21 protein-coding genes are annotated in these 21720 nt (G+C 71.4%); 7 read left to right on the plus strand and 14 right to left on the minus strand.

Annotated features, from left to right (window positions below; all coding sequences use genetic code 11):
* Positions 1–42: 42 nt before the first annotated feature.
* From ACH4NX_RS30815 to clpS, 7 genes are all read right to left on the minus strand, one after another.
* The gene (locus ACH4NX_RS30815; protein WP_351400955.1) at positions 43–993 is read right to left on the minus strand and encodes a cysteine synthase; all 951 of its coding nucleotides are present in this window, start codon (positions 991–993) and stop codon (positions 43–45) included.
* A 6-nt stretch (positions 994–999) separates the two neighbouring features.
* Positions 1000–1278 carry a MoaD/ThiS family protein gene (locus tag ACH4NX_RS30820; RefSeq protein WP_351400954.1) on the minus strand — a complete coding sequence of 93 codons (279 nt, stop codon included), beginning with the start codon at positions 1276–1278 and terminating at the stop codon, positions 1000–1002.
* Positions 1279–1378: 100 nt separating this feature from the next.
* Positions 1379–1474: a putative leader peptide gene (locus tag ACH4NX_RS30825; RefSeq protein WP_310873142.1), complete on the minus strand. Its 96-nt coding sequence runs from the start codon at positions 1472–1474 to the stop codon at positions 1379–1381.
* A gap of 79 nt (positions 1475–1553) precedes the next feature.
* Positions 1554–1976, minus strand: a complete 423-nt coding sequence (locus ACH4NX_RS30830) for a M67 family metallopeptidase (protein ID WP_351400952.1) — start codon at positions 1974–1976, stop codon at positions 1554–1556.
* A gap of 186 nt (positions 1977–2162) precedes the next feature.
* The gene (locus tag ACH4NX_RS30835) at positions 2163–3590 is read right to left on the minus strand and encodes an amino acid permease (protein ID WP_351400951.1); all 1428 of its coding nucleotides are present in this window, start codon (positions 3588–3590) and stop codon (positions 2163–2165) included.
* Positions 3591–3943: 353 nt separating this feature from the next.
* Positions 3944–4561 carry a DUF2017 domain-containing protein gene (locus ACH4NX_RS30840; RefSeq protein WP_398129562.1) on the minus strand — a complete coding sequence of 206 codons (618 nt, stop codon included), beginning with the start codon at positions 4559–4561 and terminating at the stop codon, positions 3944–3946.
* Between the two features lie 41 nt (positions 4562–4602).
* Positions 4603–4920 (minus strand): ATP-dependent Clp protease adapter ClpS, encoded by a 318-nt coding sequence (clpS, locus tag ACH4NX_RS30845; protein WP_279559661.1) that lies wholly within the window; start codon positions 4918–4920, stop codon positions 4603–4605.
* Between the two features lie 180 nt (positions 4921–5100).
* Here clpS and ACH4NX_RS30850 point away from each other — a divergent pair, with 180 nt between their 5' ends.
* Positions 5101–6501, plus strand: a complete 1401-nt coding sequence (locus ACH4NX_RS30850; protein WP_351400949.1) for a nicotinate phosphoribosyltransferase — start codon at positions 5101–5103, stop codon at positions 6499–6501.
* Between the two features lie 135 nt (positions 6502–6636).
* Complete coding sequence (locus ACH4NX_RS30855) at positions 6637–7224, plus strand: nicotinamidase (RefSeq protein WP_351400947.1); 588 nt, start codon at positions 6637–6639, stop codon at positions 7222–7224.
* Positions 7225–7350: 126 nt separating this feature from the next.
* Here the strand turns inward: ACH4NX_RS30855 and ACH4NX_RS30860 are convergent, their stop codons facing one another.
* From ACH4NX_RS30860 to ACH4NX_RS30870, 3 genes are all read right to left on the minus strand, one after another.
* Positions 7351–9159 (minus strand): bifunctional metallophosphatase/5'-nucleotidase, encoded by a 1809-nt coding sequence (locus tag ACH4NX_RS30860; RefSeq protein ID WP_398129561.1) that lies wholly within the window; start codon positions 9157–9159, stop codon positions 7351–7353.
* A gap of 147 nt (positions 9160–9306) precedes the next feature.
* Positions 9307–9666, minus strand: coding sequence for a hypothetical protein (locus ACH4NX_RS30865; protein ID WP_279559665.1), 360 nt, complete (start codon positions 9664–9666; stop codon positions 9307–9309).
* A 134-nt stretch (positions 9667–9800) separates the two neighbouring features.
* Positions 9801–12155, minus strand: coding sequence for an immune inhibitor A domain-containing protein (locus tag ACH4NX_RS30870; protein WP_398129560.1), 2355 nt, complete (start codon positions 12153–12155; stop codon positions 9801–9803).
* A gap of 437 nt (positions 12156–12592) precedes the next feature.
* Here ACH4NX_RS30870 and ACH4NX_RS30875 point away from each other — a divergent pair, with 437 nt between their 5' ends.
* Positions 12593–12898, plus strand: a complete 306-nt coding sequence (locus tag ACH4NX_RS30875; RefSeq protein WP_351400944.1) for a hypothetical protein — start codon at positions 12593–12595, stop codon at positions 12896–12898.
* 48 nt (positions 12899–12946) lie between these two features.
* Here ACH4NX_RS30875 and ACH4NX_RS30880 read toward each other — a convergent pair whose 3' ends face one another.
* Positions 12947–13738, minus strand: a complete 792-nt coding sequence (locus ACH4NX_RS30880) for an RDD family protein (RefSeq protein ID WP_351400943.1) — start codon at positions 13736–13738, stop codon at positions 12947–12949.
* A 222-nt stretch (positions 13739–13960) separates the two neighbouring features.
* Positions 13961–15598: an RDD family protein gene (locus ACH4NX_RS30885; protein WP_398129559.1), complete on the minus strand. Its 1638-nt coding sequence runs from the start codon at positions 15596–15598 to the stop codon at positions 13961–13963.
* Between the two features lie 255 nt (positions 15599–15853).
* Here ACH4NX_RS30885 and ACH4NX_RS30890 point away from each other — a divergent pair, with 255 nt between their 5' ends.
* Entirely contained in the window at positions 15854–16282 is a 429-nt protein-coding gene (locus ACH4NX_RS30890; protein WP_398129558.1) for an SsgA family sporulation/cell division regulator, read from the plus strand.
* 9 nt (positions 16283–16291) lie between these two features.
* Here the strand turns inward: ACH4NX_RS30890 and ACH4NX_RS30895 are convergent, their stop codons facing one another.
* On the minus strand, positions 16292–17728 hold the full coding sequence (locus tag ACH4NX_RS30895) for an FAD-linked oxidase C-terminal domain-containing protein (protein ID WP_351401427.1): 1437 nt from the start codon (positions 17726–17728) through the stop codon (positions 16292–16294).
* Positions 17729–17827: 99 nt separating this feature from the next.
* Here ACH4NX_RS30895 and ACH4NX_RS30900 point away from each other — a divergent pair, with 99 nt between their 5' ends.
* Positions 17828–19240 carry a tetratricopeptide repeat protein gene (locus tag ACH4NX_RS30900; protein ID WP_398129557.1) on the plus strand — a complete coding sequence of 471 codons (1413 nt, stop codon included), beginning with the start codon at positions 17828–17830 and terminating at the stop codon, positions 19238–19240.
* 23 nt (positions 19241–19263) lie between these two features.
* Here the strand turns inward: ACH4NX_RS30900 and hppD are convergent, their stop codons facing one another.
* Positions 19264–20409 (minus strand): 4-hydroxyphenylpyruvate dioxygenase, encoded by a 1146-nt coding sequence (hppD, locus tag ACH4NX_RS30905; protein WP_351401431.1) that lies wholly within the window; start codon positions 20407–20409, stop codon positions 19264–19266.
* A 124-nt stretch (positions 20410–20533) separates the two neighbouring features.
* Here hppD and ACH4NX_RS30910 point away from each other — a divergent pair, with 124 nt between their 5' ends.
* Together ACH4NX_RS30910 and ACH4NX_RS30915 are read left to right on the plus strand one after the other, a co-directional pair.
* Positions 20534–21016: an Lrp/AsnC family transcriptional regulator gene (locus tag ACH4NX_RS30910; RefSeq protein ID WP_279559673.1), complete on the plus strand. Its 483-nt coding sequence runs from the start codon at positions 20534–20536 to the stop codon at positions 21014–21016.
* A 44-nt stretch (positions 21017–21060) separates the two neighbouring features.
* A complete protein-coding gene (locus ACH4NX_RS30915) occupies positions 21061–21708 on the plus strand; it encodes an ABC transporter permease (RefSeq protein WP_351401434.1) in 648 nt (215 codons plus the stop codon).
* The last annotated feature ends 12 nt before the right edge of the window (positions 21709–21720 follow it).

Consider the following 21720-nt stretch of genomic DNA (forward strand, 5'->3'; position numbering starts at 1 on the left):
CAGGATCCTCGGGCCCTGTGGCCGCCCGGCGCCGGAGCCCCGTCAGGCCCAGAGCTGGCCCTGGAGGGTCTCGATGGCCTCTTCGGTGGTGGCCGCCGTGTAGACGCCGGTGGAGAGGTACTTCCAGCCTCCGTCGGCGACGACGAAGGCGATGTCCGCGCTCTCGCCGGCCTTCACCGCCTTCTTCCCGACGCCGATCGCGGCGTGCAGGGCGGCGCCGGTGGAGACGCCGGCGAAGATGCCCTCCTGCTGGAGGAGCTCCCGGGTGCGGGTCACGGCGTCCGCCGAGCCGACCGAGAAGCGGGTGGTGAGGACGGAGGCGTCGTACAGCTCGGGGACGAAGCCCTCGTCGAGGTTGCGCAGGCCGTACACCAGGTCGTCGTAGCGCGGTTCGGCGGCGACGATCTTCACGTCCGGCTTGTTCTCGCGCAGGTAGCGGCCGACGCCCATGAGGGTGCCGGTGGTGCCGAGGCCGGCCACGAAGTGGGTGATGGAGGGCAGGTCGGCGAGGATCTCGGGGCCGGTGCCGGCGTAGTGGGCGCCGGCGTTGTCCGGGTTGCCGTACTGGTAGAGCATCACCCAGTCGGGGTGTTCGGCGGAGAGTTCCTTGGCGACCCGTACGGCGGTGTTGGAGCCGCCCGCGGCCGGGGAGGAGATGATCTCCGCGCCCCACATGGCGAGCAGGTCCCGGCGCTCCTGGGAGGTGTTCTCGGGCATCACGCAGACGATGCGGTAGCCCTTGAGCCTGGCCGCCATGGCGAGCGAGATGCCGGTGTTGCCGCTGGTCGGTTCGAGGATGGTGCAGCCCGGGGTGAGGCGGCCGTCCTTCTCGGCCTGCTCGATCATGTGGAGCGCGGGGCGGTCCTTGACCGAGCCGGTCGGGTTGCGGTCCTCCAGCTTGGCCCAGATGCGGACGTCGTCGGACGGCGACAGCCGCGGCAGGCGCACCAGGGGGGTGTTGCCCACCGCGGCCAGCGGGGTGTCGTAGCGCATCGCCGATCAGGCCATACCGCCGGCGACGGCCGGCAGGATCGTGATGCTGTCGCCGTCGGTGAGCTTGGTGTCGATGCCGTCGAGGAAGCGGACGTCCTCGTCGTTCAGGTAGACGTTGACGAAGCGGCGCAGCTGGTCCCCGTCCACGATGCGGGCCTGGATGCCCGCGTGCCGGGTCTCGAGGTCGGCGAAGAGCTTGGCGAGGGTGTCCCCGGTGCCCTCCACGGCCTTCTGGCCGTCGGTGTACTGGCGGAGGATGGTCGGGATGCGGACCTCGATGGCCATGGCTGAGGGCTCCTGTCGGAAGGTGTCGTGGGTTCGGTGAGGCGCGCGGCGGCACGCGGCAGCCCGCCGCGGCTCACGGCCGTACGGCGGCAGCGGAGGATCAACAGATGGCGCTGTTCAGCCTGCACAGGTCGACGTGCAGGCGCGCCACGAGCAGCGTGCCCGGCGCCTTTTCGCTCACGTCGAGAAGAACCATGGGCTCATCGTATCGATTCCCGGTCCGGCATCCGGAGTGTGATCTCATCTGCTGGACGTTCTTCGCCCGCGATGCGATATCAGTACGCCTCCACCACCTTGACCTCCTCCTCCGTCACCTCTCCCTCCAGGATCCGGAACGAGCGGAACTGGAAGTCGCCGGCGCCGTCGGTGTCGGCCGTGGAGACCAGGACGTAGTGGGCGCCGGGTTCGTTGGCGTAGGTGATGTCGGTGCGGGAGGGGTGGGCCTCGGTGGCCGTGTGGGAGTGGTAGATGACCACCGGTTCCTCGTCGCGGTCGTCCATCTCCCGGTAGAGCTTGAGCAGGTCCTGCGAGTCGAACTCGTAGAAGGTCGGCGAGCGGGCGGCGTTCAGCATCGGGATGAACCGCTCGGGACGGCCCTCGCCCACGGGGCCGGCCACCACGCCGCACGCCTCGTCGGGGTGGTCCTCGCGCGCGTGGGCGACGATCTGGTCGTACAAGGCCTGTGTGATGGTCAGCATGCGGCCCAGGATAAGCAGAAGGGCCGGTCCGTACCGGTGGGTGGTACGGACCGGCCCATATGCCGGACATCCTGAGCGGTGGCCGTGCCGGGTGCCACGAGCACCCGGTGCGGCAGGATGTCCGCGATGCGCGCGAACGCGCTGGTCAGCGCCGGACGGCCGAGGGTCCGGGCGGCGTGGTGGCCGTCAGCCGATCTTCTCCATCTCCGGTTCACCGGGCCGCTCGGTGATCTCCGGGCTGCGGCTCTTGAGCACGGCCCAGCCGATGCCGAGGGCGGCGGCCCAGCCGGCCATCACGTAGAGGCAGACGCGGGCGTCGGCGTCGTAGGCGATCAGGCAGGTCACGAAGAGCAGGAAGGCGATGGCGACGTAGGAGCACACCGAGCCGCCCGGGGCCGGGAAGGAGGAGGCGGGCAGGCGGCCCGCGACGACCTTGCGGCGGTAGAGGACGTGGCTGATCAGGATCATCAGCCAGGTCCAGATGCCGGCGGCGGTGGCGACGGAGGTGACGTAGCCGAAGGCCTTCTCGGGGACGATGTAGTTCAGCACCACGCCGATGCCCATGAAGACCACCGAGATGCCGATGCCGATGGCCGGGGTCTTGGTCGACGACAGCCGGCTGAAGACCCTGGGGGCCTCGCCGTTGTCCGCGAGGGTGCGCAGCATGCGGCCCGTGGAGTACATGCCGGAGTTGCAGGACGACAGGGCGGCGGTGAGCACGACGAAGTTGACGATGCCGGCGCCGGCCGGGATGCCGATGACGGTGAAGGCCTCCACGAAGGGGCTGACGCCCTCGGCGAACTCGGTCCACTTCACCACGGCCAGGATGACGGTGAGGGCGCCGACGTAGAAGAGGGCGATGCGCCAGGGCAGGGTGTTGATCGCCTTGGGGAGGGTCTTCTCGGGGTTCTCCGACTCGCCGGCGGTGACGCCGACCAGCTCGACGGCGAGGTAGGCGAACATGACGCCCTGGAGGGTCATCAGGGACGACCCGATGCCCTTGGGGAAGAAGCCGTCGAACTCCCACAGGTTGGAGACGGCGGCGGTGTCGCCGGCCTGGCTGAAGCCGAGGGTGAGCACACCGACGCCGATCACGATCATGCCGATGATGGCGGTGACCTTGACCATCGAGAACCAGAACTCGATCTCGCCGAAGAGCTTCACCGAGATCAGGTTCGCGACGAAGAGCAGGACCAGGAAGACGAGGGCGGAGACCCACTGCGGGATCTCCGGGAACCAGTAGTGGATGTAGATGGCGGCGGCGGTGAGTTCCGCCATGCCGGTGACCACCCACATCAGCCAGTACGTCCAGCCGGTGAAGTAGCCGAAGAAGGGGCCGAGGAATTCGCGCGAGTACTCGGCGAAGGAGCCGGAGACCGGCCGGTACAGCAGGAGCTCGCCGAGCGCCCGCATGATGAAGAAGATGATCACACCCGCGAGGGCGTACATGAGGATGATGCTGGGGCCGGCCTTGGCGATGTTGGCCCCGGCACCCAGGAAGAGGCCGACGCCGATGGCGCCGCCGATCGCGATCATCTGGACCTGGCGGCTGTTCAGCCCGCGCTCGTAGCCCTCCTCGGGGGCCTTGTCCGTGTCGACCTGCGCAGAGGTCATGTGTGGTGCGCCTTTCTCCATGCCGATCCGGGCCTTGACTCGGCCGCGGATCGGGTCTCGATCCCCCCGGATGATGGAGTTGAGCGGGTCTCACATCCCGCTCGGTGCCTGGCCGGCGGTCCGCCGGCTCGGTGGCGCACCCGGCCGAACATTCGGGTGGTGTTCGCCGGGCGGTCGTGAAGATTTACCACGACCGCGGGATCGATCACAGGGCCGTCATGTGACGCGTCGCACAGACATAGGCGGACACAAGGCGCCCTCGACGGGCGAAAAGGGGCAACTCTTTGACAGGATCATTACCCGGATTTGAGGATCCGCTGAGCGGACACCCACCCCGTCGCACACCCCGTCAATCAGGTCATAAGGGTCGCGACGAGCGACTCCTGGAGCCCTCCGAGCCACAGGTACGCCATCACCATCGGCTTGCGCGGGTCCTCGTCCGGGAGCCGGTAGAGCAGGTCGGTGTCGTCCTCGTCGGCGATCTCCAGCCGGGAGCCGATCGCGAGGCGCAGGTCGTTCAGGGCGTTCAGCCACTGCCGGGACTCCCGCACCGACAGCTTCAGCACCGCCGCCCCGTCCTCGCCCTGGCCCCCGGTCGCCGAGGAGAGGGTGTCCAGGGTGCGGATCACCGCGAGCGCGTTCTCGCGCTTGCCGGCGCGCAGGTCGTTCTCGGTGTAGCGGCGGAACTCGGCGGAGTGCGCCCGCTGCTCCTCGGCCTCCTCGGCCCGCGGGGTGCCCTCGGGGTCGCCGTAGGCGTCCGGGAACAGGCGCCGCAGCACCGGGTCGGAGGGCGGCTCGCTCGGGCCGTCCGCGAAGAGCTCGGCGAGCGGGTCGTCGGAGGCGTCCTCGGCGGGGCCGGGGCCGATCAGCTCCAGGAGCTGCACGGCCAGGGACCGGATGATGGAGATCTCGACGTCGTCGAGGGCGACGGCCGCGCCGCCGCCGGGGAGCGGTTCGAATTGTCCGGGCATGAAGGCTATTCAGCTACTTCCGTCCTGCGGGCGGGCGTGGGTCATTTCCGGTCCTGCTGGAGGGTGGCCCACAGGCCGTAGCCGTGCATGGCCTGGACATCCCGTTCCATCTCCTCGCGTGAGCCGGTGGACACGACCGCCCGGCCCTTGTGATGGACGTCCTTCATGAGCTTGGTGGCCTTCTCCTTCGAGTAGCCGAAGTACGACTGGAAGACGTACGTCACATAGCTCATGAGGTTGACGGGATCGTTGTGCACGATCGTCACCCAGGGCACGTCGGGCTCGGGTACGGCGAAGACCTCCTCCGCCGACTCGGTCTTCTCGATCTCCATGGGTGCGGCTGCCGTCACATGGCCCATGCTGCCACCACAGGGGGGCACTCGCACAAACGGGCCTGTGGGCCACACCACGGGACCACAAATCGTCAGACTGACGAAATGGGGGTAGCATCCCTGCCATGCCGCACATCCCGGGGGCCCGCCCCCCGGGCTCCCGGGACCGCCCGGGGGTGCCCGGCGAGTCATACCTAGGAGAGTTCGGTGGACATAGCGGATCTCGGGCTGCCGGTGGACGTTCCCTCGACGGCGCTCTTCACCGACCAGTACGAGCTGACCATGCTCCGGGCCGCCCTGAAGGCGGGCACGGCCGGACGGCGGAGCGTGTTCGAGGTCTTCACCCGCCGACTGCCCGACGGGCGCCGCTACGGCGTCGTGGCGGGCACCGGACGGGTCCTGGACGCGGTGGAGAACTTCCGCTTCGACGCGGACCTCCTGCGCTTTCTGCGCGAGAAGGAGATCGTCGACGAGGAGACCCTGGACTGGCTCGCCCAGTACCGCTTCAGCGGCGACATCTGGGGCTACCCCGAGGGCGAGGTGTACTTCCCGGGCTCGCCGATCATGCGGGTCGAGGGGACCTTCGGCGAGTGCGTGCTGCTGGAGACGGTGATCCTCTCCATCCTCAACCACGACTCGGCGATCGCCGCCGCCGCCTCCCGGATGGCCTCGGCCGCCGGGGACCGTCCGCTGATCGAGATGGGCGCCCGCCGCACCCACGAGCTGGCCGCGGTGGCCGCCGCCCGCTCCGCCTACGTCGGCGGCTTCGCGACCACCTCCGACCTGGCCGCCGGCTTCCGCTACAACATCCCCACCGTGGGCACCTCCGCCCACGCCTTCACCCTGCTGCACGACAACGAGCGCGACGCCTTCCGGGCCCAGGTGGACGCCCTGGGCCGGGACACCACGCTCCTGGTGGACACCTACGACGTCGGCGAGGCCGTCCGCACGGCCGTGGAGATCGCCGGGCCCGAGCTGGGCGCCGTGCGCATCGACTCGGGCGACCTGCTGCTGGTCGCCCACCGGGTGCGGCAGCAGCTGGACGAGCTGGGCGCCACGGAGACGAGGATCGTCGTCACCTCGGACCTGGACGAGTACGCCATCGCCTCGCTGGCGGCGGCGCCCGTGGACGCGTACGGCGTCGGCACCCAGCTGGTGACCGGGTCGGGCCACCCGACGGCCTCGATGGTCTACAAGCTGGTCGCCCGCGCCGGGTCCGGCGACTCCACGGACCTCACGGACTCCACGGGCGCGACAGGCTCCGCGGGCTCCACCGGCGGCGAGGTGCCTCTGGTGCCGGTGGCCAAGAAGTCCAGCGGCGGCAAGACCTCGATCGGCGGGCGCAAGTGGGCCGCCCGGCGGCTGGACGCCCACGGCCACGCCGAGGCCGAGGTGGTCGGCACCGGGCCGGTGCCCGCCGACCTGGCCGACCGGCAGCTTCTCGTCGAGCTGGTCAAGGGCGGCGAGGTCGTCGCCCGTGAGCCGCTGGACGCCGCCCGGGACCGGCACGCGGCCGCCCGCGCCAACCTGCCGCTGTCCGCCACCCAGCTCTCCCGAGGGGAACCCGTCATTCCGACGGAGTACGTGCACGGGGGCTCGGGTAGCTAAAGCTGGTGCGCCGCGACGCGGACCGCACCCTCCGTCCCCGGCCCCTCTCCCGTCCCTCCTCACCACTGCCCGCCACTCCGCCTCCCTTCCCATCCCTCCCCGACCCACAGTCGACCCAGTCGAAGGACACCGACCATGCGCCGCGCCTTGATCGTCGTAGACGTGCAGAACGACTTCTGCGAGGGAGGCAGCCTCGCGGTGTCCGGCGGTGCCGACGTGGCCGCCGCCATCACCGAGCTGATCGGGCAGGCGCCCGCCGGCTACCGCCACGTCGTGGCCACCCGCGACCACCACGTCGCACCGGGCGGTCACTTCGCCGACCACCCCGACTACGTCCACTCCTGGCCGGCGCACTGCGTCGCCGGCACGGAAGGGGTCGGCTTCCACCCGAACTTCGCCCCCGCCGTCGCCTCCGGCGCGATAGACGCCGTCTTCGACAAGGGGGCGTACGCGGCGGCCTACAGCGGCTTCGAGGGCGCCGACGAGAACGGCACGCCCCTCGCCGAGTGGCTGCGGACCCGGGAGATCGACGAGGTCGACGTCGTGGGCATCGCCACCGACCACTGCGTACGGGCGACCGCCCTGGACGCCGCGCGCGAGGGCTTCCGTACGCAGGTGCTGCTCGACCTGACCGCCGGGGTGGCCGCGGAGACCACCGAGCGGGCGCTGGAGGAGCTGCGGAAGGCGGGAGTGGAGCTGTCCGGGAAGCCGGTCGTCCAGTAGCGGCCGCCGTAGGGCGACCGCTCCGGCGCGCTCCGCTCCCGCCTCCGCCGGTCGGACGGGCGTCGCGGGCGGACGTCGGACGGGCCTCAGTCCGTCTCGGCCCGTCTCAGTCCGTCTCGGCCCGTCTCAGCCCGTCTTCGCCCGGTCGAGGGCGGGCGGTGCCAGCCGCGGGTGGGCCGACAGGTAGCGCCACAGCGCGTCGCCGCCCATGTAGGCGCTGCGGTTCTGGTCGCGGGCGCCGACCAGTACGTCGATGCCGGGGGTCGTCCGTCCCTCCATGAAGGCGGTGGCGAGGGTGGCGACGCGGTACTTCCTGCCGTCGCCGACGCGGCGGCCGTCGATCCGCACACTCCCCCGGTCGATGCGCCGGCCCACGGGCCGCTCCGCGTCGAACCGGTACGACACGTTCCCGGAGACCGCCACCGGGCGGAAGGTGACCGTGCCGTCGGGAGCGCTCTGCCACTGGGACTCCAGCAGCCGGACCAGTTCCCGCCCGGTCAGGGTGCCGCGTACGACGCCGACCCCGATCCCGCTGTCGTACACGGTGCCGACCGCCGCCTCGGGGAACAGCACCCGCCCGGGGGCGTCGGCGGCGTTGCCCGGTGTGGCCGCGTAGGTCAGGTCGCGGCGCAGGGTGTCGGGCATCGCCAGGCCCAGGTCGGCCCGGCCGTCCCGGTCCGCCGCCCAGTGGTAGGCGTCGGCGGCCACGTCGTACAGCGCCGACTCGCCCTCGGCGTCACGGGCCCGGGTGAGGTCCCCGGTGATCGTGCCGATCGGCTGGGCCGCCCGCTCCCGCAGCCGCGCCCGCCAGTAGGAGGCGATGCGGTCGGCTTCGGGGTCGCGCGGCACGTCCTGGGTGACGGCGTGGTTCACCGAGGCGGTGCGCTCACGCAGGACCTCTCCGGTGCGCGGGTCGAGCTTCAGGTTGATCTCGCTGATCAGATGGCCGTGGTTGCCGGCCTGGACGACCGGGCGCAGGACGCCCTCGGGGTCGGGCAGCATGCAGTTGACCGTGCCGTGCCAGTGCCCGGTGACGATCGCGTCGACCGCCGGGGAGATGGCCCGGTTGAACTCGACGGCGGGGCCGAAGGGGTCGACGCAGTCGTTGTGTCCGCTGCCGGAGCGCTGCGAGAAGCCTTCGTGGACCACCGTGACGATCGCCCGGACGCCCCGGGCCCGCAGCCGCTCGACGGAGCGGTTGACCGCCGTCACCTCGTCGGCGTAGCTGTAGCCGCTGGGGGTGTACGACATCGGTTCGGACCCGGTGAGGGTGGTCGTCGCGTGGACGAAGCCGACGGGGAGGGTGCCGCCGTCGCCGTCGTCGACCTGCTCGACGTGGTACGGGCGCAGTGCGGGGCGGCCGGTGTCCCGGTCCAGGAAGTTGGCCGAGTAGTAGGAGAAGTCGGCGCCCGCGAAGCGCTTGCCGGTCGAGTCGGTGAAGCACAGGTCGTCGTCGGGACGGCCCTCGCACGTGCCTTCCTGCATGTGCCGCAGGAAGTCGAACCCGCGGTCCATCTCGTGGTTGCCGACGGTGGAGAACTGCAGGCCGATCGCGTTGAGGTACTCGATGGTGGGTTCGTTCCAGAACCATTCCGTCTCGTCCGGCCAGCCGGAGAAGTCGTCACCGGCCGAGAAGAGGATCGAGTTGTCCCGTCCCTGCCTCAGCTGCTTGAGATGGGTGGCCAGATAGGAGCCGCCGCCCACCCGGACAGGGGGGTCGGACTGGTGCGAACCGACGATCGTCGCGCCGTACTCGCCGAGATAGCCGTGGAAGTCGGTGAGGGACACCAACTGGACGTCCACGGGCTCTGTTCGTTCCTCCGCCGCCGCCGCGGGCGTGATCGCCGCGACGGCGGTCAGGACGGCACCCGCCGTCAGTGCCGATAAGCGCCGGGCCACACGCCCGGTGCGTCTGCCGGATCCGGGGGTCTCCATGTGCGTCCTCCTGCTGCCGCCAGTGGTCGGACCAGGATCGGTCGCGTGGGCGAGCGGAGGGCGCAGATGGAGTAATCACCCGGCGCGGAGCTGATGAACAGTCAGTGGGACCTCGGACTCCCGCCCCGGGGTGTGATGGAGATCACATCAGGTCTGGGCGGTCGGACGCCTGAGCAGGGCCCGGATCGGGTGCCACAGCTCCTGGACGAGATCCGGTCCGCCCGCCGCGCCGGCCACCGGCGCCGTGCGCCATATGAGGCCGTCGGGGTGGTGCAGGACGGCGGTGATCTCGTCCGGGGTCGGCGGGGCGGTGTTGCCCCGCAGGTAGACCGCGCGCAGGCCCAGGTTGCGCAGCCGGGTCAGGGCGCGCGCCCGGTTGTGGGCGTGGACGAGTACGCGCACTCCCCCCAGGGGGGTGCCCGCGCCTCCCGCCGCGGTGGGGCTGGGCAGGTTCAGCGCCACCACCACCGTGCCGTTCGGCAGCTTGCAGAAGCCTCCTGCGGCCATGCGGTCACACCCCCGTGTCAGCCGGTGTCGCACCGGGTGTCAATAAGAGAAGCACAGGAGGCACCTAAACACGGATCGGCGGCGACCCGCCAGGGGGTCACCGCCGATCATGGTCTGACCTGGGCAGATGCTATTTACCTGCCCGCGGGACGGACCTCGAGCTCGATCGTCGAGCCGTTCTTGGCCTCCTTGAGGATCTTGATCTTCGTGTTGGTGTCAGTGATCTTGACGCCGCCGGTCGGGTTCGACTCGTCGTAGTAGTCGTTGGTGCGGTCGTTGAAGACCGACACTCCCTTGGAGCCCGGGATCCAGGTCGCCACGTCGTTCTTGTGCAGCGTCATGCCGTCCGTGCGGTAGCGGCTGAACGGCGAGTCGTAGGCCTGCACGCGGTTGCGCATCAGGGTGCCGTCGGCGTGCTTCAGCGCGGTCGGGTGGGAGTCGACCGGCAGGAGCAGGCCGGTGCCCGGGTGCTGGCTGGTGTTGTTGTCCGCCTGGGAGGTGTCCCACTTCCAGATCAGCAGGCCGTTCTGGTACGCGTAGTGCTCCACCCAGTTCGGGCGCGACGTGAAGCCGAAGTTGTACGGGCCGGTCTTCAGCGTCTTGTCGTACGACGTGTACTGCCGGTTCTCGGCGATGTAGTACTGCGCGTAGTCCTTGGTGAAGGAGGCGCCGACGCGGGTGAAGCCGTCGGCGGTCCAGGCGGCGTCCGCGCTCTCGGCGTTGTCGGTGAACAGCGTCTCGCCGTCGGCGTACACCTTGATCATGTCGGCCGCGAAGCCCTTCTGGGCCACGCCGCCGTCCGTCTGGTAGCGGAAGCGCAGGTCGATCTTCTGGCCCGCGTAGGCGTCGAGGGAGTACGCGAACTTCGTGTAGTCGTCGATCGTGCCGTGCAGGGCGGGCTTGTCGGCGGCGTCACGCGGGATCGGGTACCCGTCCACCACACCGTCGACCGCGGTCCAGTTGGCGCCGCCGTCGGTGGAGACCTCGGTGTAGAGGTAGTCGTAGTTCGCCTCGATGTCGTACCAGCCGTCGAAGGTGAGCTCGGCGGTGGCCTTGCCGGTCAGGTCGACCGAACGGGTCAGCGTGTTCTTGAGGTTGTCACCGCTGCCGCTCCACCACTGGGTCTCGCCCTCGGCGGGGACGACGATCTCGGTGGTGACCTCCTTCTTCGGCAGCTCGACGACCAGGCCCTGCTTGTGCTTGGTGTTGTACTCGGCGACGCCCAGCTTGTGCCAGGAGTTGACGCCCGCCTTGGCGGTGTCGTAGTTGAGCCAGCCGAGCTGGAGCTTGTCCCAGGCGGTCATGTCGCCGGGCAGGTCGCCGATCTCGTTACGGCCGGTGCCGAGCCAGGAGCCGGACGACATCAGCGTCCAGAAGCCGGTGGAGTTCTCGCCGCCGGCGGTGTCGTAGTGGTCCGGCAGGCCGAGGTCGTGGCCGTACTCGTGGGCGTAGACGCCGAGTCCGCCGTTCTCCGGCTGGACGGTGTAGTCGCCGACCCAGACGCCGGTGGAGCCGATCTGCGCGCCGCCGAGCTTGTTCTCGCCGGGGCCGGTGGCGCCGGCGTCGGTGCCGAACGCGTACCAGCGGTGGGCCCAGATGGCGTCGGTGCCCTGGGCGCCGCCGCCCGCGGACTCGTCCTCGCCGGCGTGCACGATCTGGAAGTGGTCGATGTAGCCGTCGGACTCGTTGAAGTCGCCGTCGCCGTCGAAGTCGTAGCGGTCCCACTCGTCGAACCGGGCGACGTCCGCCTTGATCTGGGCGTCGGTGCGGCCGGCCGCCTTCTGCTGCTCGACCCAGGCGGTCAGGCCGTCACTGACGACGTTCCACACGCTCGGGCAGTTGGTGTCGCCGCAGTCGTTGTTGCCGTAGCGGGCCTCGTTGTAGGGGACCTTGACCCAGTCGGAGACCTCGCCCTCGACCGAGTAGCGGCCGGAGGACTGCTTCTCGTAGTACGTCTTGACCGAGTTGACGCCCTTGCCGGAACCGAAGTACAGGTCCTCGAAGTGCTGCTGGTCGTAGTCGGCCTGCCAGGCCGTGGAGTTGTCCGTCTTCCGGTCGGGCTTGGCTATCTGGTTGTGCAGCGGGCCCGGGTCGCCGCCGTAGCGGCTGTCCACCTCGTCGCCGAACTCGACCAGGATGGTGAAGATCTTGTCGGTCTTCTCCCGGCCCAGCTCGACGTACTTGGCGTCACCCTTCTTGCTCTTGAGCTGGACGACGTTCGAGCCGTCCTTCTTCTTCACCGTGGCCTTGCCGGATATGACCTGGTTCAGCGCTTCCTCGCGCTGGGCCTCCCGAGTGTCACTCATGGGGCCTTTGAGGTCATGAGAGTGCATGCCCTTGGCGGGGTGCGGGTCGTGCCGGTCCACGGCTTCGGGCCGGGCCGGCGAGTCCGCCTGCGCCACGCCGGCCGCCGAGAGCGTGGCGGTGGCGGCGGCGGCGAGTGCGACGGTGGTCGCCGCCGTTCTGAACTTCCGGGATCTACTGGTCACTTGAGTTCCTCCCCCGCGTGCACGCGCGCGGATGGGGGGACAAGGACATGGCAGAGTCCGCGCACACGTGTTCAACGCGTGTAGTCAAGTGACGACATTTGACTAGAGGTTCACCGGAAAAGACAGACCTTGACTTGCGCAGAACAAGTGCACTATGCGGAGCCGTCGTTCGCTTTGCGGACACCGCATCGTGACCGTCGTGGCCGCCGGTGCCGCCGTGGCGTCCCCTACGGGCGCGTGGGACCGTCCACTTCCCGGACGCCATGAATCCGTGCGCCCCCCGTGCATCGGCCATGTCGGTTAGGTCATGCTTACTGCTGGTTCCACTCGGGCACACAGCGGGTTAGAGTCGCTTGGCGGAACGCCCGGAAGTCGGCGGAATGCCAGGCCGACAGCACGTCTCACCCCCAGATTGTCTTCACGAGGACACGATGGCCATGCCCCGTCCGACTGCCGCACAGTTCGCCTACGGTTCGTGCACCGTGATCTTCTCGACCCTCGCCATGCTGCTGCTGTCCCGGACGAGTTCGGGTCCCGGCGTCGCCGTCATCGCCGTCGCGGCGCTCGCCCTCGGGCTGCTGGTCGCGATGACGGTCCCGGCGCCCAGGACGCGCCCGGTGACCGCCGTGCCGGCGGCGCCCAGGCCGGCCGCGGCATCCGCGTCGGCCTCCGCCTCCGCCGAGGAGCCGGTGGCCCGGATCTCCGCCGGGGCGGGCGAACCGGCCCGTGGCCGCGCCGCCTGACGCGGGACGCCTGGCACCTGATTCCCGGGACTCCGGCGGGCGTCGGTCTCAACGGGCGCTGACCACCACCGTCTTGGCGGCCTTGTCGTGCAGGCCCTGCTTGTAGGGCCGGTCGAAGAAGCTCCAGCCACCGGCGATGACCGTCCAGACACAGGCGCAGCAGAAGGCGAACGGGATCCACAGCACCAGGGCGCGGATCAGCGCCGTCTGCACCGAGGGCGTCGCGCCGTCGTCCAGGTTGGCCACCCGCAGGCCGAGCCACTTCTTGCCGAGGGTCTGGCCCGTCCTGGCGGTCATGTACGTGTCGTAGGCGATGTAGAGCACGGCGGCGATCAGGGACTGTCCGAAGGACTTGCCGACCGAGATGTCCTCGCCGTCCACCTGGTACTCCTGGACGTTGAAGGCCCAGCTGAGCAGCCAGACCACGATGCCCACGAGGATCATGTCGATGATGCGCGCGAGTACGCGCTTCCCGCTGTCGGCGAGCGGGGGCATGCCGGCGAGTGGATCGGTGGGGTAGGAACCGCCACCGTACGGATCACCGCCGTAGGGACCGCCGCCACCGGGGGGAGGGGCACCGTACGGCCCTCCGCCGCCACCGGGGGGAGGGGCACCATAGGGACCGCCGCCGCCCGGGGGCGGGGTGCCGTACGGGCCTCCGCCGCCTGGAGGTGGGGGTGAGGAGCCGGCTCCGTGCGGGGGCGGGTTGTCGTACGGCGAGCCCGTCCCGCCCGCACCGGGGCCCGGGCCGGGGCCCGGCCCGGGGGACGAGGGACGCTTCCTGAACGGGTCGTCTTCCGGCGGCTGCCCGCCGGAGCCGGGAGGCGGTTCGCTGCTCATGGCCCGAGTCGATCGCGAACCCCCGGGCGGCGCATCCGGCGAGCCGCCGTCCGGAGTACGGGAGCCTCCGGCGGCGGGGCCGAGGGTTCATCGCGGTCGGCTGCGGGTGCGTGGGGGCTGGTCGCGCAGTTCCCCGCGCCCCTTATGGGGCGTGTCCACTGCGCGAGCAACCACAGCCCACCCGCAGCCGACCGCGAGACAGGCGCCCCGCCTCCCGCCGAGCTAGCCCGCGACAAACGTGCGGGATGCCTTGTCGTGCCAGCACTGGTGCCACGGGCGGTCGAACAGACACCACGCGACGCCGACCACACCCACGGCCAGGAGGCCGGGGACGCTGTACACCAGCCAGCGGCGCAGGGCCGCACCGAAGGACGGGGGCTCGTGGGCCTCGATGTCCCGCACCTGAAGGCCGAGCAGCTTCTTGCCCAGGGTGCGGCCCCACCTGGCGGTGGGCAGCGCCTCGTAGACGACGCCGAAGAGCAGCAGGACGGCCAGCACGATGCCCAGGTAGGTGGCCGTCGTGCCGTCGAGCAGCCACACCGTGACGGTCTCGCCGGAGAGCTTGGCCTCGTCGATCTTGTCGTTGACGTGGTCGATGCCCTTGATGCCCAGGGGCACGGCGGCCACGCCGGTGACGCACGCGAGGACGACGGTGTCGATCAGCCGGGCGGCCAGCCGCTTGCCGAGCCCGGCGGGGCGGGCCGCCGCCTGACGCCGGGCGGCGGCCTGGAACACGTCCTCGACCGGCGGCTTCCAGGGAGCCACGGGCTGCTCGTCGCCGCTCGCGCCCGCGAGCCGGTGCACCTGCTGCGCCCAGGAGGCCTGACCACCGCCGGGTCCGGACGCGACCGGGGCGGAGGCGGCGGGCTGCTCCGGCGAGGCGGCCGGCTGCGGGCCGGCAGCCTGGTGGGCGGCGGCTGCCTGATGGGAGGCGGCGCCCTGGTAGGGAGCAGCGACCTGGCTGGGGGCAGCCGCCTGGCTGGGCGCGGCGGCCTGGCGCGGGCCGGACGGGCCTCCCGTCTGCTGCGGGCCGGAGAGGGCCGTGGGAGTGGCGGCCGCGGGGGCCTGTGCGGCGGCGGCCCGGGCGGCGGCGGCCTTCCCGGCTCCGAAGCCGGGCCCGCCCGGGGCCGCGTCGCGCGGGGGGACCGCGCGGAAGGTCATGGTGCCCTGGTCGTCGCCGGGACCGTCCGTGGCCGGGGCGCTCCGGGCCCCCGCCGCCGGACGGCGGAAGACGAAGGTGTTGCCCGAACCCGCCTCCGCCTCGCCCCCGGACGCGGCTCCCGCGGAGGACCCCGCCGGGGCTCCCGCGGAGGACCCCGCCGGGGCGTCCGCCCGCGCGGAACGGGGATCGTCGCCCCGCGCGGAGCGGCCCTCGGCGGAGCCGCCGCTGGCGTGCCCGCCCCCGCCTGCCCGGGGATCGCCCGAAGCCCCCTCGCCCGCGGCGGCGGCCCCGGCTTCCCCGGCCGGCCCCGTCCCCCGGGCGTGCGGGAGCCTCGGGTCCGCGCCGGGGGCGGTGCCCGGCCAGGCGACGCGCTGGTCCTGGTCGCCGGCGAAACCCGACTGGTGGGAGCGGTCGGCGCCCCAGGCCGTGGCGGGTTCCGGGCGGTTGCCGTGCTGGGACGCCGCCGCGGGCGGTTCCTCGACCGGATCCTCGTCGAAGAAGTGCGGGCCGGTCTCCTCGACGGAGGCCCGCGCGCCGGGCGGAGGCGCGAGCAGCTCGCCGTCCTTGGGCGCGGGCCGGCTCGTGCCCGGCACCCAGGAGGCACCGTTCCAGTACCGGACGTATCCAGGAATGGACGGGTCCGGGTAATACCCTTCGCGGGGCCTGTCGTCACCGGGGGCCGGGGTTGGGGCGCTCATGTCCGTCGTCCCGTATCTGCTCGGGGGTTGATAGGGGGGCTCAACATCTATCAGACGGGCGCAATCCGCACCGCCGGTCCCGCCGGACCCGCCCCTTTCCGGGCAACCTCGTGCATGGACCTTCACACCCGGGACAGAGGGTGGGGGAAAAAGTTCCGCGAACCCGCGTAACGCTCACGGCCCTCGCCCCTCCCACTCGTGCGGGCCCGTTCCAGGCGGCCCGTGCGGACCCGTAGGAGAGAGGACCACCACGCCATGCACTTCCCGCACCCCCGTCCCACCGTCGTGGAACGCGAACTGGAGCTGACGCTCGTCCTGTCCCCCGGGCACGGCGTCCCGGTACCGGCCCTGCTCGGCTACCACACCGACGACCCGTACGCCGTCCACATCACCTTCCACGTCCGCTCCGGCCACCCGGTCCACTGGACGTTCGCCCGCGAACTGCTGGTGGAGGGGGTCTTCCGGCCGTGCGGGCACGGGGACGTACAGGTGTGGCCGTCGAAGACGGACGGCAGGAGCGTCGTACTGATGGCACTGAGCAGCCCCGACGGGGAAGCCCTCCTGGAGGCTCCCACGGCACAGGTGTCGGCCTGGCTGGAGCGGACCCTGCGGGCGGTGCCGCCGGGCACCGAGGGCGGGCAGCTCGGCATCGACGACGGGCTGGCCGAGCTGCTCGCCCGGTGAGGGGGCGGGTCAGAAGAGCTTGCCCGGGTTGAGGATGTCCAGCGGGTCGAAGGCCCGCTTGATCGCCCGCTGCATCTCCAGGCCCACCGGGCCGATCTCCCGCGCGAGCCACTCCTTCTTCAGGACGCCCACGCCGTGCTCGCCGGTGATGGTGCCGCCCAGTTCCAGGCCGAGGGCCATGATCTCGTCGAAGGACTCGCGGGCGCGCCGGGACTCGTCGGGGTCGGCGGCGTCGAAGCAGACGGTGGGGTGGGTGTTGCCGTCGCCCGCGTGGGCGCAGACCCCGATGGTGAGGTCGTACTTCGCCGCGATCCGCTCGATGCCCTCCAGCATGTCGCCGAGCCGGGACCGGGGCACGCACACGTCGTCGATCATCGTCGTGCCCTTGACGGCCTCGAGGGCGGTGAGGGACAGGCGGCGGGCCTGGAGCAGGAGCTCCGACTCGGCCGCGTCGTCCGCCGGGACCACCTGCGTGGCGCCCGCCGCCTCGCACAGCGCGCCCACGGCGGCGAGGTCGGCGGCCGGGTCGGCGGTGTCGAAGGCGGCCAGCAGCAAGGCTTCCGTGGTCTCCGGCAGACCCATGTGGGCGAGGTCGTTGACCGCCTTGACGGTCGTACGGTCCATCAGTTCGAGGAGGGACGGGACGTGCCCTCCCTCCATGATCCGGCAGATCGCGTCGCAGGCGGCGGTCACGGAGGCGAACTCGGCGGCCAGCACGAGCTGCTCGGGCGGCTTGGGGCGCAGCGCGAGGACGGCCCGTACGACGATGCCGAGGGAGCCCTCGGAGCCGACGAAGAGGCGGGTGAGGTCGTATCCGGCGACGCCCTTGGCGGTGCGGCGGCCGGTGGACATCAGGCGGCCGTCGGCGAGGACGACGTCCAGGCCGAGGACGTACTCGGCGGTCACCCCGTACTTGACGCAGCACAGGCCGCCGGAGGCGGTGCCGATGTTGCCGCCGATGGTGCACATCTCCCAGCTGGAGGGGTCGGGCGGGTAGTACAGGCCCTGTTCGTTCACCGCGCGGGAGAGCGTGGCGTTGACGACACCCGGTTCGACGACGGCGACGCGGTCGACCGGGTTGATCTCCAGGATGCGGTCCATCCTGGTCAGGGACAGCACGACGCAGCCGTCGGTGGCGTTGGCCGCGCCGGACAGTCCGGTGCGGGCGCCCTGCGGGACGACGGGGACGCGCAGCGCGGTGGCGGTGCGCATGACGTGCTGGACCTCCTCCACCGTGCGCGGCAGGACGACCGCGGCGGGGGCGCCGGCCGGGCAGAAGCTCGCCATGTCGTTGGCGTAGGAGGTGGTGACGTCGGGGTCGGTGAGGACGGACTCGGGCGGCAGGCCGGTCAGCAGCCGGTCGACGAGGGTCGCGGAGGCCGCCGTGACCGCTCCGGCTTCGTGGGCTGCGTCGTCTTTGTCGCGAGGCGCTTCGATACGGCTCATGATCGGAGGTTCGCACCCGGGGGCCATCGGTGTGAACCCCGTCGACGGCACCCGGCGCACGTCCCGGTGTGATCGTCGTATTGGCGCACAGTAAGCGCCATGGAGGTCATGAAGAGGGAGTGCGAACACGGGTGGCGTTCACGCCGCCGGAGCCGGGCGCTGGTCGCCTCCGTCGCCGGGGCCGTCGTACTGGGTGGAATCCTGGTGCTGCGGCCCTGGGACGGCGGCGACGCTCCCCCGCCCGCGCCGGGGCCGGCCGCGCTGGCGCGGAGCGCGGTCACCACGGGGGTGCCGGCCGCGCTGGGTGACCTGACCGTGCTGATCGGCGACCGGGAGACCCATCTGCGGGCGCATCCGCTGGACGGGGTGTCGTGGGCGGTGCTGGGGACGGCGTACGTGGAGCGGGGCCGGCGTACGGCGGACACCGCGAACTGGCCGAAGGCCGAGAAGGCGCTGCGCACCTCGCTGAAGGTGGGGGCGGAACGCGATCCGCAGGCCCTGGAGGGGATGGCGGCGCTGGCGGTGGCGCGGCGGGACTTCCCCGCGGCGAAGAAGTGGGGCGAGAGCGCGGTGAAGGCGGCGCCGAAGCGGTGGACGGCGCACGCGGTGCTGATCGACGCGTACACCGGGCTCGGCGACCACGAGGCCGTGGGACGGGCCCTGGACAAGCTGATGGAACTGCGTCCGGACTCGCCGGCCGTGGGGGCGCGGGCGGCGGCCGTCTACCGGGACCGGGGCTGGCGGGCGGACGCGGAGGCCCGGATCCTCGACGCGGCGGCGGCGGCCGGGGCGCCGGCCGAACGGGCGGCGTATCTGGAGCAGGCCGGACGGCTCGCGTTCGAGCGCGGGGACCGTCAGGAGGCGCTGCGCTTCTTCCAGGAGGCGATGCGCACCGACCCCGACCAGCGGGCCGCGCAGGCCGGGCAGGGGCGGGTGCTGGCGGCGCTGGGCCGTACGACGGACGCGCTGTCCGCGTACCAGGCGGCGCTCGCCAAGCGGCCGCTGCCCCGGTACGCCCTCGAGCTGGGCGAGTTGTACGAGTCGCTGGGGCTCGGGCAGGCCGCACGGGTGCAGTACGGCCTGCTGCGGGAGCGGGTGCGGGCCGCCGGGGCGGCCGGGGGCGACGAGGAGCTGGTGCTGGGGCGGTTCGAGGCGGACCACGGGGACCCGGCGTCGGCGGTACGGCGGCTGCGGGCCGAGTGGGGACGGCAGCCGGGGATCGCGGTGGCCGACGCGCTGGGCTGGGCGCTGCACCGGACCGGGGAGCACGAGGAGGCGCTGGAGTTCGCGACGATCGCGACGGACGGCGAGCAGGGCGGCGGGGTGCGCAGCGCGCTGTACGTGTTCCACCGGGGCGTGATCGAGAAGGAGCTGGAGCGGTACGGGCCCGCGCGGCGTCATCTGCGGGAGGCGCTGATGATCAACCCGTACTTCTCCCCGCTGCGGGCGCCGGAGGCGAAGCGGGCGCTGGCGGAGCTGGGCGAGCCCTCCGTCCAGGACCCGCCCGTCTGAGATCCGCCTGTGCGGGGCCGGCGTCAGAGGTTGCCGCGCCGCTCCTGCTCGCGCTCGATCGCCTCGAACAGGGCCTTGAAGTTGCCCTTGCCGAAGCCCATGGAGCCGTGCCGCTCGATCATCTCGAAGAAGACGGTCGGGCGGTCCTGGACCGGCTTGGTGAAGATCTGCAGCAGGTAGCCGTCCTCGTCGCGGTCGACGAGGATCTTCAGCTCGCGCAGCGTCTCGACGGGGACGCGCGTCTCGCCGGCCCACTCGCCGAGCGTGTCGTAGTACGAGTCGGGCGTGTCCAGGAACTGGACGCCGTTCGCCTTCATGGTGCGGACGGTCTGCACGATGTCGTTGGTGTTCAGCGCGATGTGCTGGACGCCGGCGCCGCCGTAGAACTCCAGGTACTCGTCGATCTGGGACTTCTTCTTGGCGACCGCGGGCTCGTTGATCGGGAACTTGACCTTGAGGGTGCCGTCGGCGACCACCTTGGACATCAGCGCGCTGTACTCGGTGGCGATGTCGTCGCCCACGAACTCCTTCATGTTCGTGAAGCCCATGACCTTGTTGTAGAAGCCGACCCACTCGTTCATGCGGCCGAGTTCGACGTTGCCGACGCAGTGGTCGACGGCCTGGAAGGTGCGCTGCGCGGGCGGCTCGACCATCGGCTCGGCGGCGGCGTAGCCGGGCAGGTAGGGGCCGTCGTAGCCGGTGCGCTCGACGAGGGTGTGGCGGGTCTCGCCGTACGTGGCGATGGCGGCGAGGACGACGGTGCCGTGCTCGTCCTTGACCTCGTACGGCTCGGCGAGCGAGCGGGCGCCGTGCTCGACGGCGTAGGCGTGCGCGGCGCGCGCGTCCGGGACCTCGATGGCGAGGTCGACGACGCCGTCGCCGTGCTCGGCCACGTGCTGGGCGAGGAAGCCGCCCCACTCGGTGGCGGGCTTGATCACCGAGGTGAGGACGAAGCGGGCGGAGCCGTTCTCCAGGACGTAGCTCGCGGTCTCGCGGCTGCCGTTCTCCGGTCCGGAGTAGGCGACCAGCTTCATGCCGAAGGCGGTGGAGTAGTAGTGCGCCGCCTGCTTGGCGTTGCCCACGGCGAAGACGACCGCGTCCATTCCCTTGACCGGGAAGGGATCGGCCTGCCGGGCGGTGTCGGGAGTGTGGTGTGTGGTCTGCGTCATAGCCGCAGCGTCCCCCGCGTCTGCAAGGTGCGCAATAGTTCGCGCGTTCACTGGGCAACCTGACCAGTGATACGCCGACGGTGGCGGGCGATCTGTACAGGATGACCAGCCGAGGGGGACGGGAATGGCGATCGACCGACTGGACGGACGGATCATCGGACTGCTGGCGCGGGAGCCGCGGATCGGGGTGCTGGAGATGTCCCGGCGGCTGGGTGTGGCGCGGGGCACCGCGCAGGCGCGCCTCGACCGGCTTCAGTCGAACGGAGTCATCCGCGGCTTCGGCCCCGAGGTGGACCCGGCGGCGCTCGGCTACCCGGTGACCGCGTTCGCGACGCTGGAGATCCGGCAGGGCCAAGGGGCGGACGTACGGGCGCACTTGGCGACCGTCCCGGAGGTGCTGGAGCTGCACACCACCACCGGCACCGGGGACATGCTGTGCCGGCTGGTGGCCCGCTCGAACGCCGATCTCCAGCGGGTGATCGACCGGGTTGTCGGTTTTGATGGCATCGTCCGGGCCGCCACGGCGATCGTCATGGAGAACCCCGTTCCGCTGCGGATCATCCCGCTGGTGGAGCAGGCGGCCGAGGACAGCGGCAGAGGCGACTGAGACCGGTCCGAGGGGACCGGCCCGACCCCCGGAGGTGAGCGGACGTGAACTTCTGGGAGTTCTTGGGCAGCCGCCACCAGCAGCTGCTCACCGACGCCTACCAGCACGCGAGCGCGGTCTTCCAGTGCATGGTGGTGGCGACCCTGCTCGGGGTGCTGATCGGCGTCGTCACCTACCGCAGCGATTGGGCCGGGAACCTGGCGACCCTCACCACGTCGACCATCCTGACCATCCCGTCGCTGGCCATGATCGGTCTGCTCATCCCGATCGTGGGCCTCGGCGTGCCGCCGACGGTGACCGCGCTGACCCTGTACGGGCTGCTGCCGATCGTGCGCAACGCGATCGTCGGGCTGCGCGGGGTGGACCCGGCGCTGGTGGACGCCGCGACGGGCATCGGGATGTCGCGCGTGGCCCGGCTGCTGAAGGTGGAGCTGCCGCTGGCCTGGCCGCCGATCCTCACCGGTATCCGCGTCTCGACGCAGATGCTGATGGGCATCGCCGCGATCGCCGCCTACGCCTCCGGTCCGGGGCTCGGCAACGAGATCTTCCGCGGGATCGCCTCGCTGGGCAGCAAGAACGCGCTCAACCAGGTCCTCGCGGGCACGCTGGGGATCATCGTCCTGGCGCTCCTGTTCGACGCCGCGTACGTCCTGCTGGGACGGCTGACCATCCCCAGGGGGATCCGTGTCTGAGACAGGGGGACC

This window comes from Streptomyces sp. NPDC017225, from assembly GCF_044331465.1.
In the GTDB taxonomy this organism is placed as follows: Bacteria; Actinomycetota; Actinomycetes; order Streptomycetales; family Streptomycetaceae; genus Streptomyces.

Excerpts from the sequence above, each read along its gene's own strand:
- ACH4NX_RS30815 (WP_351400955.1), bottom strand. The coding sequence starts at position 993 with ATGCGCTACGACACCCCGCTGGCCGCGGTGGGCAACACCCCCCTGGTG.
- ACH4NX_RS30820 (WP_351400954.1), bottom strand. The coding sequence starts at position 1,278 with ATGGCCATCGAGGTCCGCATCCCGACCATCCTCCGCCAGTACACCGAC.
- ACH4NX_RS30825 (WP_310873142.1), bottom strand. The coding sequence starts at position 1,474 with ATGGTTCTTCTCGACGTGAGCGAAAAGGCGCCGGGCACGCTGCTCGTG.
- ACH4NX_RS30830 (WP_351400952.1), bottom strand. The coding sequence starts at position 1,976 with ATGCTGACCATCACACAGGCCTTGTACGACCAGATCGTCGCCCACGCG.
- ACH4NX_RS30835 (WP_351400951.1), bottom strand. The coding sequence starts at position 3,590 with ATGACCTCTGCGCAGGTCGACACGGACAAGGCCCCCGAGGAGGGCTAC.
- ACH4NX_RS30840 (WP_398129562.1), bottom strand. The coding sequence starts at position 4,561 with ATGCCCGGACAATTCGAACCGCTCCCCGGCGGCGGCGCGGCCGTCGCC.
- clpS (WP_279559661.1), bottom strand. The coding sequence starts at position 4,920 with ATGGGCCATGTGACGGCAGCCGCACCCATGGAGATCGAGAAGACCGAG.
- ACH4NX_RS30855 (WP_351400947.1), top strand. The coding sequence starts at position 6,637 with ATGCGCCGCGCCTTGATCGTCGTAGACGTGCAGAACGACTTCTGCGAG.
- ACH4NX_RS30860 (WP_398129561.1), bottom strand. The coding sequence starts at position 9,159 with ATGGAGACCCCCGGATCCGGCAGACGCACCGGGCGTGTGGCCCGGCGC.
- ACH4NX_RS30865 (WP_279559665.1), bottom strand. The coding sequence starts at position 9,666 with ATGGCCGCAGGAGGCTTCTGCAAGCTGCCGAACGGCACGGTGGTGGTG.
- ACH4NX_RS30875 (WP_351400944.1), top strand. The coding sequence starts at position 12,593 with ATGCCCCGTCCGACTGCCGCACAGTTCGCCTACGGTTCGTGCACCGTG.
- ACH4NX_RS30880 (WP_351400943.1), bottom strand. The coding sequence starts at position 13,738 with ATGAGCAGCGAACCGCCTCCCGGCTCCGGCGGGCAGCCGCCGGAAGAC.
- ACH4NX_RS30885 (WP_398129559.1), bottom strand. The coding sequence starts at position 15,598 with ATGAGCGCCCCAACCCCGGCCCCCGGTGACGACAGGCCCCGCGAAGGG.
- ACH4NX_RS30890 (WP_398129558.1), top strand. The coding sequence starts at position 15,854 with ATGCACTTCCCGCACCCCCGTCCCACCGTCGTGGAACGCGAACTGGAG.
- ACH4NX_RS30895 (WP_351401427.1), bottom strand. The coding sequence starts at position 17,728 with ATGAGCCGTATCGAAGCGCCTCGCGACAAAGACGACGCAGCCCACGAA.
- ACH4NX_RS30900 (WP_398129557.1), top strand. The coding sequence starts at position 17,828 with ATGGAGGTCATGAAGAGGGAGTGCGAACACGGGTGGCGTTCACGCCGC.
- hppD (WP_351401431.1), bottom strand. The coding sequence starts at position 20,409 with ATGACGCAGACCACACACCACACTCCCGACACCGCCCGGCAGGCCGAT.
- ACH4NX_RS30910 (WP_279559673.1), top strand. The coding sequence starts at position 20,534 with ATGGCGATCGACCGACTGGACGGACGGATCATCGGACTGCTGGCGCGG.